Source organism: Nocardia sp. 2TAF39, from assembly GCF_052114905.1.
Taxonomy (GTDB): domain Bacteria; phylum Actinomycetota; class Actinomycetes; order Mycobacteriales; family Mycobacteriaceae; genus Nocardia.
The window spans coordinates 1-11916 of record NZ_JBFRFQ010000025.1 but is presented as its reverse complement, the minus strand read 5'-3'; the positions used below and the strand labels follow the sequence as shown (position 1 = coordinate 11916).

General features: G+C 67.5%; 13 protein-coding genes and 1 pseudogene. All 14 read right to left on the bottom strand.

What is annotated here, in order from left to right:
* Positions 1 to 9 precede the first annotated feature (9 nt).
* Positions 10 to 1485: a type VII secretion-associated serine protease mycosin gene (gene mycP, locus AB4Z47_RS17405; RefSeq protein WP_441951964.1), complete on the bottom strand. Its 1476-nt coding sequence runs from the start codon at positions 1483 to 1485 to the stop codon at positions 10 to 12.
* The gene (gene eccD, locus AB4Z47_RS17400) at positions 1482 to 2942 is read right to left on the bottom strand and encodes a type VII secretion integral membrane protein EccD (protein WP_441951963.1); all 1461 of its coding nucleotides are present in this window, start codon (positions 2940 to 2942) and stop codon (positions 1482 to 1484) included. Before eccD ends, mycP begins: the two co-directional genes overlap by 4 nt.
* Entirely contained in the window at positions 2942 to 4411 is a 1470-nt protein-coding gene (eccB, locus tag AB4Z47_RS17395; RefSeq protein ID WP_441951961.1) for a type VII secretion protein EccB, read from the bottom strand. Before eccB ends, eccD begins: the two co-directional genes overlap by 1 nt.
* A 69-nt stretch (positions 4412 to 4480) precedes the next feature.
* Positions 4481 to 4789: a hypothetical protein gene (locus tag AB4Z47_RS17390; RefSeq protein WP_441951959.1), complete on the bottom strand. Its 309-nt coding sequence runs from the start codon at positions 4787 to 4789 to the stop codon at positions 4481 to 4483.
* A gap of 36 nt (positions 4790 to 4825) precedes the next feature.
* Positions 4826 to 5146, bottom strand: a complete 321-nt coding sequence (locus tag AB4Z47_RS17385; RefSeq protein WP_441951957.1) for a WXG100 family type VII secretion target — start codon at positions 5144 to 5146, stop codon at positions 4826 to 4828.
* Positions 5147 to 5214: 68 nt separating this feature from the next.
* Complete coding sequence (locus tag AB4Z47_RS17380; RefSeq protein WP_441951955.1) at positions 5215 to 6003, bottom strand: ESX secretion-associated protein EspG; 789 nt, start codon at positions 6001 to 6003, stop codon at positions 5215 to 5217.
* Positions 6000 to 6980: a PPE domain-containing protein gene (locus AB4Z47_RS17375; protein ID WP_441951954.1), complete on the bottom strand. Its 981-nt coding sequence runs from the start codon at positions 6978 to 6980 to the stop codon at positions 6000 to 6002. The genes AB4Z47_RS17380 and AB4Z47_RS17375 overlap by 4 nt, the downstream gene beginning before the upstream one ends.
* Positions 6981 to 7026: 46 nt before the next feature.
* The gene (locus tag AB4Z47_RS17370; protein WP_441951952.1) at positions 7027 to 7344 is read right to left on the bottom strand and encodes a PE family protein; all 318 of its coding nucleotides are present in this window, start codon (positions 7342 to 7344) and stop codon (positions 7027 to 7029) included.
* A gap of 31 nt (positions 7345 to 7375) precedes the next feature.
* On the bottom strand, positions 7376 to 8536 hold the full coding sequence (locus tag AB4Z47_RS17365) for a hypothetical protein (RefSeq protein WP_441951951.1): 1161 nt from the start codon (positions 8534 to 8536) through the stop codon (positions 7376 to 7378).
* Positions 8537 to 8628: 92 nt separating this feature from the next.
* Positions 8629 to 8940, bottom strand: coding sequence for a type VII secretion target (locus tag AB4Z47_RS17360; RefSeq protein WP_441951949.1), 312 nt, complete (start codon positions 8938 to 8940; stop codon positions 8629 to 8631).
* Between the two features lie 562 nt (positions 8941 to 9502).
* Positions 9503 to 9811, bottom strand: coding sequence for a YbaB/EbfC family nucleoid-associated protein (locus AB4Z47_RS17355; protein ID WP_441951947.1), 309 nt, complete (start codon positions 9809 to 9811; stop codon positions 9503 to 9505).
* The gene (locus AB4Z47_RS17350) at positions 9804 to 10148 is read right to left on the bottom strand and encodes a hypothetical protein (RefSeq protein WP_441951946.1); all 345 of its coding nucleotides are present in this window, start codon (positions 10146 to 10148) and stop codon (positions 9804 to 9806) included. Before AB4Z47_RS17350 ends, AB4Z47_RS17355 begins: the two co-directional genes overlap by 8 nt.
* Positions 10145 to 10954, bottom strand: a complete 810-nt coding sequence (locus AB4Z47_RS17345; RefSeq protein WP_441951945.1) for an ESX secretion-associated protein EspG — start codon at positions 10952 to 10954, stop codon at positions 10145 to 10147. Before AB4Z47_RS17345 ends, AB4Z47_RS17350 begins: the two co-directional genes overlap by 4 nt.
* Positions 10951 to 11916, bottom strand: a pseudogene (locus AB4Z47_RS17340) (hypothetical protein); the annotation flags it as partial. The gene AB4Z47_RS17345 and the pseudogene AB4Z47_RS17340, both read right to left, overlap by 4 nt.

The following is an 11916-nucleotide window of genomic DNA, read 5'->3' as shown; positions in this document are numbered from 1 at the left end:
CTCTCGGCTTCAGTAGTCGACATTCTCGGAGAGCTTGCGGCGTCGCGCATCACGCCGATAGGGAATCGACACGGCATAGCCGACGCCGAGCACACCGAGGCATGCGAACGTGCCGGCAGCCGCGATCCGCTTGGGCCACGGGTCTTCCCGAGCGGGCGGTGGCGGGGCCGCGACCGGTTTCGGGCGGGTCGCGCCGACCTCCACCGGTTGTTCGGGCAGCTGAGCGGTGAGCGCGGCGACCGGGTCGACCATGCCCGCGCCGAGGGTGTCGTCGCGGCCGGCGCCGGGTGCGTGCGCGGTCCGAATGATCCGGTCCATCACCTGTCGCGCGGTCAACTCCGGGAACCGGGACCGTACCAGCGCCACGACACCGGAGACGTAGGCGCTGGAGAAACTGGTGCCGTCGATGGGGTGCGGTTCGCCCTTCTCCCCCGGTGTCGCGTTGACCAAACCGACTGCGCCGGGCCCACTGTCGAGCGAGATGATGCCGCGGCCGGGCGCAGCGACAGAGACCCACGGGCCGCGGATGGAGAACGGGGAGGCCGCGCCATCCGGGTCCACCGAGGCGACCGACAGCACGTACTGGCTGTACCACGCCGGGCTGGCCACGGTTTTCACCGCGTTCCAGCCGACACCGTCATTCTGGGCCTTACAGGGGCCGTTCTGCTGGAGATTGCCCGCGGCGGCCACCACGACAACGTTGCGGTCATGGGCGAACGTCACCGCCGCGCCGAGCGCGCCGTCAGAGATGGGCTCTCCCGCTGCGGCACAGGCGACTTCGGAGATATTGATCACCGTCGCGCCCATTTCCACCGCCCGCACCACGGCGAACGCGAGCGTCAGCACGTGGCCGTAGCCACCGACCGCCAGCTCACCCGGCTGCTGGTGGCGGTTGGAATCTTTTGCCTCGAATGCCAAACTCAGCTGCCGCATGCCGAGCACCGCCGCTTCCGGCGCGACCCCGGAGAAGCCGTCACCGGGACTCGGCCGCGCCGCGATCAGTCCTGCTACCAGCGTGCCGTGGCCGTCGCAGTCCACCAAGCCGTCGGAACCGGACACGTAGTCCCCACCGGGAATCAGGATCGGAAGGCGCGGATGGCGATTCACGCCGGTGTCGATCACCGCCACGGTCTGGCCGTAACCACGGCTGAATTGCCATGCCGAGGCGAGATCGAGTTGCCGCTGCGCGAGCGGCGCGGTCCGCGGCGGCGGTCCGGTGAGCACAGGACGCTGGCACACCGACTTCTGCTCGGTCTCCTCCGGTGGCCGCGGCGGAAGGTTCGGTGGGGGCAGCAGGCCCGGATCGGCGAGCGGCGGACCGATCGTCCGTGCCGGGACGGCTGCTGCCGGGGCGAAGGCGGATCCGAGGACGAGAGCGAGGGCCGCGATCAGCGCCGCCAGCGCGCGCACCCGGGGGACCGCCCCGGCAGGACAGGCCGACGCACGCGCGAGACGGCGCAACTCGCGACGGGGTGAGGCGGTCATATGTTTCGGGCGACGGAGTAGAGGTCCATGATCCACACGACAAGCGGAATCATCGCGATGATCAGACCGTATTCGAGAAGTTCGCCGGCACGACGAGTCACCGGTGAGAGATCGGTGGATTTGCCCGCGACCCCGATGAACGCCGCCACCGCGGCCACCACGAGCAATGCGCCCGCCGCGGGAATCACCGCGCTACGACTACCCAGACCGAGTCCCGTGGCGACTGCGATCAGGGTGAGGCTGCCACCGCCGATGAGCGTGCCCGCCTGGGTGATGTCGGCGTAGAACCGTCCGCGCAGACACAGGACCAGCCCGGCGACGACCGCCAGCGCGACGCCCTGCCAACGTGGCGAGTCGAGCGGGTCGGCCGCCACCACCGCCCCTGCGACCGCGGCGAGGGTGGCGCCGATGATCATGCCGGACTGGTATTGGTTTGCCACGCGGGCGCGTTCGGCCAAACCGGCCGCCGACGGCAGCGCGGTCGCGCCGATCGCGCCGAAGCCCTCGATGGTGGGGCGCGGTTCATGGTCGGCGGGATCGATTGCCCCGCCTGCCGTAGGCACCGGCGGCACCGGAAGTTTCGCGGCCGACCCCGCCAACTGTGCCGCCGGCGTGATGAAGGTGACCGCCGCGACCAGTACGCCCGCGGCGACCTTCGTCCCATCCAGGTCGAAGGCCATGATCAGTCCAGCGGCCACCCCACCGAACACGACCGTCGTCGCCACCGCGGCGCACAGCGTGGCACCGACACCGGTCATCCGATAGGCCGCCGCGGCGACCACCAGCGTGACCGCACACGCGAGCAGAGCATGCGGACTACCGATCTCGCCCGGGACGAGCAACCCGACGCCGGGGCCGAGCAACACCACCGCACACAATGACAGCACCGTGGCGACCGCGATCATGGCATAGCGGCGTGCGGTGATGACCGCGGCCGCGAACGCGACGACCCCGCCCGTCACCGCGACCGCGCCCGACCCGAGCAGCGGAGCCGACAGCACCAGCAACACCAGTGCCTGCACCGACGCCACCAGCGCGACAACAAGACCCGCCCACCGGGCCGCACCGTCGTTCCAGCCGCGGAACGAACTCTCGGTCAGCCGTGCCACCGCGTCGATGACGTCGTCGAACAGCGCCGGTACTTCTTTCGACCGGACCGACCGCAACACCAGCAGCTCACCGTCGAATACTTCCGCTTCGGTGAGTGTCGAATCCGACGGAATCGGTTCGCGCCCCAACCTCGCCAGCGTCCAATGCCGGGATAGCACCGGGGCGCCCTCTTCCGGCTCCGTCAGGTCGGGGTTGCGCGATTCGATCAGCGCCGCCACTTCGCCGATGAACACACCGACCGGAACCGACGTAGGCAGTCCCATATCGAGCTGGGTATTGCCGCCGATCACGCTGACGCGACACAACTCGGGTTCGTCAGCGCCCGGCCCATTCAGCACAGAATCCATCACTTCTCCGGGTCCTCGGGTCGTTCAGGGGATGTGAGTGACCACGCTCTCGAGTCAGGACCTGGGACCGAGTCGTAGGCCATCAGAGCTTGGGGGCGGGCGAGGGTTGGGCCGGGGACCAGTTGGCCGACGATCTGCCACGGGGCGGGTTTCGGTTTGTCGCCCAAGCCCAGGATTTCGGCGGTGGCGCCGTCGGGAATGCCGTAGCGGATGCCGGTGTCGGCGATGTAATACAGCGAGCCGAGGCGCACACTGCCCGGATCGATCCCGGTGACCCGCACGAACTCTCCCGTACTCGGCGCGACGTAGGCGGCGTCGATGCGGTCGGCATCCAGGCCGGAGCCCACCGACATCGCGGGCTTGGCGGATCCCGGCAGCGGCCAGTCGCGGCCGGCGAGCAGCGTCAGGGTGGCGTCGTGATCGGCGTCCGGCTTGGCCCAGGACGCGCACGTCACCGGAAATGTGTCGGAGGGAAGTATGTTCGGCCGGGTGGCCGGGAACTTGTCGATCGGCAGCGTGTTCACCACCGGCACGCCGCGCAGCGTGTCCGGCGGGACCGCAGTGATTTCGCTCGAGCCCAGGGAGTTTGCGTTGCGGATGACCTCCGCGGCGAACGGCGAGATCCGCTGGATACCGGTGGGAACCACCACGAACAGCTCGGTCGCGGTGACGCCGGCCACCTTGAGCACAGAGCCGACCTTGGTGCCGGGCACCTTTCCCGGCGCACCGATTTCCGGGATCGTGGGCGGAGCCAGCGCGGGCACCGGGACAGCGGCGTTCAGCAGGCCGGCGCCGATCGGGCGCGGCTCGATGTCCTGCAACTGCAGGGAACGGACGATCGCGTCGTTGCCCAGGTCCATCTCGGCGCGTTTACCGTCGTACAGCAGGTAGGTCTTGCCGCCGACCGACACCAGCAGCGCCTCCTGCGAGGTCATCGGACGGATCGCATCGCTCAGCTTCGGGTCTCCTGCCACCGCGAGCCGAGACACCCCGTGGAGCGGTGCGGCCGAGTCGCACAGGTTCCACGCCGACCGTTCACCTTTCACCGTGGGGCCGAGCAACGCGCTCGGCGCGCCGGGTATACCGAGCATCGGCCCGCGCGGCAGCGACGACAGCTTCGACTCTTTCACCGAGGTCGGCTTCTCCGCCGAACCGGTGATCAACCGGGCCGACGCCAAGTTCAGCGCCGGATGCAACACCCCCTCCTGCACGACGAACAGCGCGCCGCTGTCCTTGCCGACGATGATCTTCGCGTCGCGGACTGCGCCCTGCGGTTTGAGCAATCCCAGAATCGCGCAGCCCGCCACGGCGAGTGTCGCCAATACCGCGCCGACGACCATGGACCGGAATTGGGCGCGCATCGGGTCGTGCAGCATGCGCACGTCGCGGCGCACCAAAGCGTGCTGAATGCGTTTCAACAGAAATCGATAGCCGTTGACCTGGGCTCGCGTGGTCAACTGAGCCGGCACGGAAAACCTCCTCGCGTTCTGTATGTGAGGCTGTGCCACACCAGGGTGTGGCACAGCCTCACATGCCCATCAGAGGTCTCCGAACAGCCCGGCGATCTGCTTGTCGGTCGCGTGGATGCCGTCGGCCGCGTCACCAACCTTCCGCGTACCTTCCTTCAGCGAGTCCAGAATCTCGACCAGGCTCGCCTTCATGCCGTCGAAGGCCGGCTTGTATCCGTCGTTGAAGGACGCCCCATGACAGGCATCCATAATTTGCCCGTCGGTGGTCTCCGCCTTTTCCTTGTGCGCAATGAACGCGTCGTAGTGCTTGTCGAGCTCGATGATGAGGCTGTCGACAGCCGCGTTGTTGTAAACCGTCAAATCATAGTCGTTGGCCATTGCCTATTCCTCTCAATTGACACGTGACGTAACCGCTCAGGCCCGCCGCAGGCTCGTGAAGCTCGCCTGGGCCGCTTGCTCCTGTGCGTGGGTTTTCGTGCTTGCCGTACCTAACGTTTGAGCCAGCGTGTCCAGCCGCTGATTCAGCTGTGTGATGTCTTTGTTCAGGTCGAGCTGCATGTCGTGGAACGCGCTGGCCGCCGCGCCGTTCCAGCCGTTGTTCTGCTTGGCGACCGCATCGACACTCGCCAGCAGGGCCTTGGCGGTGCCTCGGATAGCCTCGATAACCTCGGTCTGCATGGTGCCCTTCGCCTTATCGAGCGCCACATGGTCTATCTGAAAATCGGTCGGAGCCATTGCTTGTTCCTTTCAGGCTTCAGTTTCTTCTTGTCTCATAGATCCCGGTCCGGCAATGAATGCTCTCGTCAGGGCATCCACCTTTCTCCCGGGAGAAGGCCGATCAACGCGGAGATGCTCTGTGTCACACGGTGGTCAGTGCCGGGTGCGAAGGTGAACCAGGTCTGGTAGTCGGCGGTCCGGGTTGGCGCAGCGACGATCCGGCCGCGGGCGGTGTCGTAGACCGCGACTGCGGCTGCGGTTCGGGTGGCTACCCCGTCGCGGTGGTGGTAGGCGGCGATCTCGGTGTGCGTATGACAACCGGCCATCGCCATCCCGAACGCGACGGCCTCCCGCTCGGCGCGCCCAAAATGGAAAGCGATGTCGGTGAAGTCGCCCGAGGTGCGGGCGGCGTCCATGCGCTCGCGCAGCTGGCCGGCGAGCCCGCCGAAGGCCGCAATGCCGGCAGGTGTGCTGGGACCGAGGGCAGACAGAAAAGGCCGCGCCAGCACGGCATGGTCTTCGTCGCCCCAGACCGACCGGATGTCGAACTCGTCAGCGGCGCGGAACGCCACGGCGTGCTCACGCCCGCGGCGCGCCAGGCACACACGCCGCACCCCGTCCGACCGGTGCACGCGAGCGACCAGTTGCCGATCGGGCCGAGCAAATACGTGCAGCGCGGCAGCGAGTTCGGCGTCGACATCGCCGTAATCATCGATGACACCGGTGCTGGCGAGCGTCGACCGTGCTTCCTCGCGCGCGGCTCGCCAAGTCTCGATGCGGTCGTGCCGTTGCACGACGGCGAGCACCGCGGGAAAGGTCTGTACGCCTAGCAATTCGGACACCGTCAGCAGACCATCGTTGGTTACCGTTGTCATGCTGGCACCTCTGGCGGATCGATCATGCGTGCACGCGGCGCCGCCTGACTGCCGACCACGGCGGGCGCGGTGTGATAACCGGCGTCGAGGCCGATCCGGTCCGGATCGTCCGCCGCCGCGGCGATGCCCGCACCGAGGTGACCGGTGTGCTCCTCGTCCTGAGGGTGCGCTGGGGCCATCAGCGGCGAGACTGACGGCAGCGGGGTAATCGGTGCCGACGCCACTGTGACCGGATTGCTGGCTGTGACCACCACAGGCTCGGTAACTGTCTGCACCATCGCCTGAGCTTGGTAGGCGGTTTTCGCCCGTGGGAACACGACCTGAGGAATCGCTCGTGGTGAGGGCGCGGCGGTCGGCATCGGGAGTGACCCGGCCGGCTGCTGTTCGGTCACGGCTTCCTCGGCCATCAGGGCAATGTCACTGGTGAGCGTGGGCGGCTCGGGCTGCGCCCACGGTTCGGCCAGCGGGGTCGTCGCCTTCTCGTATTCCTGCATCACCCGGGCCGCGTCGGCCCTGGCGACGTCGGTCCGGTCCTCGATCTCCGCGGATACCGCCTGCAGCGGCGCACCCAGCGTATTGCCCTGCAGCAGTGCGGCTTTCATCATTTCGAGGGCGGTGAGAGCAGTCCCGCTGGGCATGGCGAGGCGGGCGATCTCGTACGCGGCTGCCTGCGCCTCCGCCTTGACGGCGTTCGCCGCCGCCGTGGCGGCAGCGTCGGCGAACCAGGTGCCCAGCTCGGCGAGCCGGCCGAGATTCTCTTCATTGTGGGTGGACGTCCACGCCCGGCCGAGTTCGGCGCGGATCAGCTCGTATTCGACAGCCGCCTCGCCCAGCCCGGCGGCCAACCGGGCGAACGCCAATCCAGCCTGCGCCATCGGCGCCGCTCCCGCGCCCGTCTCCAGGTCGCTCACCAGCTTGTCCGGGGGCACCGCCTCCCATATTCGGCCGGTGAACCCGGCCTCGTGTGGTTCCACCATCGATACTGCCTTTGTCCGAGCGCTGCCTTGCGTCGACGCGGATTCGCTAAATCCGCGGCGTGTTCGGCACGAACATCGCAGTGTTCTCGGCCTCGACGCGCTCGACGGATCGTGTGTGCGCTCGCAGGGTGGCAGCCAGCTTCCGCAGCTCCAGCGCGCCGCGGCGGTGAAGCTGCTGGTACTGGTCGCTCACGGAGTTGAAGGTCTGGGTGGCCCGCCCGGACACCTCGTCGATACCCGCGGGTGCCACGGTCAATGCCTCGCGTGTGGACTCCAGGTCGCCCTCGAGTCGCGCGGCCAGCGAGTCGAGCCGTACCGCCACCGCGCGGGTCGCGGTCTGGTCGAGTTGGACGATTCGGTTCATCGGTTCCCTCCTAGATCTTCCGGGTGTCGGCTCACAACGTCAGGGCCTTGTCCGGTGGCTCGCTCAGGTCGTCGGCCACCACACCCAATACAGGTGTCGCGGCGCCCTCCGCGGTGGCGACGACCTCTTCGTCGAGTTGTCCTGTCACCAGTGGGTTGTGCGCCCCGGTGTTGCCGGGATCTCCCGACTTGGCTGCCGCGGCCAGGGGCGCGAGCGGCATCATCGGCGAGGCAGTGCTCGCCCTCCGCGTGACGGTTTCCTCGGCGACGGCTCCGGATGAGGAACCCCCGCCGCCCGTCGCCATCGGGCTGGAAAAGCCCGCCACGCGCAGACCGCCGGCCTGATAGGCGTTCAAAGTCCGGTGGTGGACCGCACCGCCGGCCGCCGCCCCACCACCGATGTAGCCTGCCAGGGACGCAGCGCCCGGTGCCGCAGATTTTTCGTGGTGCGCCACCGGCTCCGATACCCGGGCCGCAGAAAGTTCATGCTGGGATACCGTCTGCTGCAACGCCTTGCTGCCCTGCTGCAGCATCTGGGTGAGGGGCTGGACGAGTTGCAGGACCTGCTGCAGCATCTGCTGTGGATCGCCGCCCCCAGCATTGGGCGCGGCCGTGATAGGCACAGGTTGGCCCGCCGCCTCCATTTCGGCGGTGTGAACACCCAGCTGCGCGCGCACCGCCGTCACAACCGCCGCGGACTCCGCCGCCCCCTCGGCCACCATTGCGACGGCGGCCGGCTGGCCGCCTGGCACGGCCGCCAGAGCCGCCGACGTCGACGCCGTTTTCGCGGCGATCGCGGCGAGCGCCGCGTTGCCCATCTGGACCGTGAGGGCAGCCTGGGTGACGATCGAGTCGATCGAGCCCGCCTGCGTAGCCACTTCCCCGGCGTTGGCTTGTGCCGCCGTACTCTTGTTCGCTGCCGATTGCGTTCCCTGGCCGGCCATTCCGGACAGCATCCCGAGTGCCTGAGTGCCCATGGATATGGCCTGGCTCATCCCGTTGGCCACCCCGGAGAATATCTGCTGGGTGTTTGCCCCGCCCATATCATCGAGTCGGCCGGTGCCGAACTGGCCGAGCATGTCGGTGATCGGTTTCAACAGCATCGCAGGGTCGAGCACCGGCAGCGGCGGCAGCCCGGGCAACGGCGGCAACGGCGGGAATTGCGGTAGTGCAGAGCCGATTTCGGCCAGCACCTGGTCGACTGGCCGGCCCGTCAGCGGTGCGGCCGCGAACTGCCGCAGTGTTTCCTGCACCGCCGAGTCCAGCGGCGCCGGTTCGGGCGGCGTCATGCCCGTAGCTTCGTGAACTCGCCTGCGCTGGCCGACTCGGTGGCCTCATAGGAGGCCGCAGCCAGGGTCGCCGCCACCGACGATGCGGCGTGCACCTCGGCGAGCCGGCCTACGGCGTGCAGATGATTGGCCTGAGCCTGCGCGAACGACGCCAGGAAGTCGGCAGCGATGGGCCCGAACACCGGAGCCGCGGCGGCGATAGTCGCCCCCTGATCCACTGCCCCCGACAGGGCCACGGCCGCAGCCTGGGTCGCGTTCACCGCGCCGAACTGGCGGAATACAGTGGGGATCACCACAACGTTGCTCATGGCATACCTCTCTCACCGAGCAGTGGATCGTTATCAGATATACGTTGCGCGGCACCCATGGTTCGCGAACCGTCCTTTTCAGGTAGTCGGTATGAACTCGGAAGCCAACGAGATGCATTCACCATAAATTTCATCCTGCGAAAACCGGCCTCCTAATGCTGCGATACCCGGCCATCGTCGAACTAGTAGGGATATCCCTACATGGGGTGCCGGTTTCCCCTACGCACGGCAGCGACGAACGTTGCTGAAAGACAGCTCATATGAGTCGGAGTCGAGCCGCAACCGTTTCGGCGACGAAAATGCCTGATACTCACCCGAGAGCTGACCGGTGCAGCAGTGATGAAGTTCGCCGAAGGACTCGGTGAACAGGCGCCCTTATGCCTGCCGGTGTCAGTCATCGGCTGCGCTGCAGACATGATGGTGCCGCAGCGTGCCGGGCGAGGTGTGCGGTGACGCGCGTCCGGGTTGGGCCGACCACGGCCGCGCCGGTTCTCGGTGTCGTGGGGCCGGCAACGCTGTCGAGAATCTTGCCCCAACGCGCACCAGCGCAGCGCGCTCGTGGCTACCCGGCGTTGAACGCCTCGATCAGCGCCGCTTGCTGAGCAAAAGCCTGGCGGGCAGCTGACAGCGCGGTATCGACAACAATCCGTTCGAATTCGTTCGGGGTCATTGTAGAAATCGCACTGGACAAACGGAGTTCGCGCAACGTGCCATTTCCGTCGACCACTGCGGTGACTTCACCCGCGGCGGAGACCACTGTCGCCCTGATCTCCGTTATATGTTTGCCCAGGCTGGAAAGTAGCTCCGCGTGACCCTCCAGTTGCGCCTGGACCGCATCTACTCCTGCCGCCGCCGACGCGTCGCTACTCATAGCCACTCCGAAGCCAACTGCCTGGCTGGTATTCCATCTCTTCCTCGTCAAACTCTGCGTGTGCAACCTCGTCGACGGTGGGCAGCCCGAGCCGCGCCATGATTTCCGCGTCGGCGCCCGCCTCGGCCAGCTCGGCTCGGCGGGCCAGTTTGGCGCGGTTGGCGGCCTGAGCGGTCAGCTTCATGATCTCGCGAGCCACCTCGTCGGGGTGGCGGCGCAACTCGTCGCGGTCGATCGAAATTGCAGTGGGCAGCCCGGTTTCCGTAGACTCGACCGTGATCGAGCCGGCGCGGGAGGTCGCGGCGCCGGTGAAATAGGTGGGGTCGGGCGTGGTCATGCCCGCCGCCCAAGGGTCCGATTCTCGTCGTCGATCACCAACTGCACTTCCTCGATCTCCTCATTGACGAGATGGACAAGGCCCTTCGCGTCAACGCCCTTGGCGATTCGCGGATTGTCGCCGACGATCGCATACCTGCCGTCGTCGACGATGTCGCACCACCACAGCCTGCGATGAACTCGACCCCGTGGTCCGAAGGACGACTCGCCCTGGACGATCTCGATCATCCCGGCAGCCGACGCGGGCAGGCGCCGGAATGCCTCCGCCTGCTGCGCCACCGAGTCCTCGTCGTCGTCGCGGAAGCTGGAACGGCCGTAGGAGTAGTCCAAGCCGTCGCTCGCGCCCTCCCGACCGGACGGAAGTTCGGTAGCAGGCCGCCTGCCTGCGCACACCCGAGGCAGCACGCCCACCACCGCGTCGGCCAGCATTGTCGGATCACATGCGGTGACCACGAAACCGGCGGCATGCCAGATGGTTCTGCCTGGCAATTGCTTCACCACGAAGGCCTGGTCACCGCGGCGCGCCGCGTAGATGCGGATCGCCGCCGCCACATTCTCGGGCGCACGGGGATCGCGGCCGGCTGCCCGTACCGTGAGGTCCGGGCGGGCGAGCGCCGCGAGCAGCTCGTCGATCGCGTCGTCGGGTTCGGACTCGAGACGATCCCGCACCCGCCGTTTGGTCGCCTCGTACTCGTCCGCGTCGGTGATGTCGGTGGTGAAGATCAATGGGGCGGGCAGCCGGTCGCCGGTCACGGCCTCCCAACGGACGACGAATTCGAGGTCGTCGAAGTGCTTTTCGGACATCATCGGTCGATCACCGCCTTGAACACCGTGGGAGCCTCACCCAACGCCTCATCCAGATGTTCGGTGGACTGCAGATACTTCGGCCGCTTGTGGTCACCACCCTTGCCCTGGCCGGCGCCATGCGCGCCGGGCGGCGCGGCGGTACCCGGAGATCCCGGCGTACCCGCTATGGGCTGCTGCTGACCGGGCGCCAGCCCTGCGCGGGGCGGCGCGGCGCCCGCAGCCAGTTCCGCACCCGCCCTGGGGAATAGGCTCGCCGGGTAGTCCCGCAGTGGCGTAGAGCTGCCGGTCGGACCCGAGCCGAGACCGCCACCTGCTCCACCACCGGCGCCACGGCCGCCTCCGCCGGTCGGCGCCTTGCCTTCGGTCCTGGACAACGCAGAGTCCAGTGCCTTTGCCGCATCCGGCAAGCGCCCGGCCTGGGGAAGGCTCTGGCTGGGCTGCTGCGCCAGATTGCCTGCCTGTTGCGCCATGCCCGCAAGTTGGCCGATCTGATTCTGGGCTGCCAGTTGCCCGTTTGGGTCGCCCGCTGCCGGGAGCTGCCCACCGGGCTGTGGCACACCGTCCAGCACCTGGCGCCCCGACGTCGGCAGAGTAGCCTCGGCGTCGACCAATCGCGCACTCGACGTCTGGTTCTCCGGCGCGACTGTGCCGACCTCCGGGCCTCTTGGATCGATCTGCTGCGGGCTGGACTGCCGCTGCTTGCCGTTGGTTTGTTGGTTGTCGGTTATCCGTTGTCCTGGAAGATCGCCCGTCCTTCTTTGATCGTTCTTCTTCCGCGGATCGGTCTTCTTCCGTGGATCGGTCTTCTTCCGCGGATCGGTCTTCTTCGGAGTCGCTTGCGCGGGCGTGAATTGCGGAATCCTTTCCGCGCTTCGCTGGAACCCGGCCGCATAGGCGCGAAGATAGTAATCCCGGAACTCGGTCAACGAAGTCGTCCAGTAGAAAAACCCGTCACCCGCCAT

Bases quoted from the DNA above. Each gene is read 5' to 3' on its own strand.
- AB4Z47_RS17380 (WP_441951955.1), bottom strand. From the start codon at position 6,003: ATGACAACGGTAACCAACGATGGTCTGCTGACGGTGTCCGAATTGCTA.
- AB4Z47_RS17360 (WP_441951949.1), bottom strand. From the start codon at position 8,940: ATGAGCAACGTTGTGGTGATCCCCACTGTATTCCGCCAGTTCGGCGCG.
- mycP (WP_441951964.1), bottom strand. From the start codon at position 1,485: ATGACCGCCTCACCCCGTCGCGAGTTGCGCCGTCTCGCGCGTGCGTCG.
- AB4Z47_RS17370 (WP_441951952.1), bottom strand. From the start codon at position 7,344: ATGAACCGAATCGTCCAACTCGACCAGACCGCGACCCGCGCGGTGGCG.
- AB4Z47_RS17385 (WP_441951957.1), bottom strand. From the start codon at position 5,146: ATGGCTCCGACCGATTTTCAGATAGACCATGTGGCGCTCGATAAGGCG.
- AB4Z47_RS17390 (WP_441951959.1), bottom strand. From the start codon at position 4,789: ATGGCCAACGACTATGATTTGACGGTTTACAACAACGCGGCTGTCGAC.
- eccD (WP_441951963.1), bottom strand. From the start codon at position 2,942: ATGGATTCTGTGCTGAATGGGCCGGGCGCTGACGAACCCGAGTTGTGT.
- AB4Z47_RS17350 (WP_441951946.1), bottom strand. From the start codon at position 10,148: ATGACCACGCCCGACCCCACCTATTTCACCGGCGCCGCGACCTCCCGC.
- AB4Z47_RS17375 (WP_441951954.1), bottom strand. From the start codon at position 6,980: ATGGTGGAACCACACGAGGCCGGGTTCACCGGCCGAATATGGGAGGCG.
- AB4Z47_RS17345 (WP_441951945.1), bottom strand. From the start codon at position 10,954: ATGATGTCCGAAAAGCACTTCGACGACCTCGAATTCGTCGTCCGTTGG.
- AB4Z47_RS17355 (WP_441951947.1), bottom strand. From the start codon at position 9,811: ATGAGTAGCGACGCGTCGGCGGCGGCAGGAGTAGATGCGGTCCAGGCG.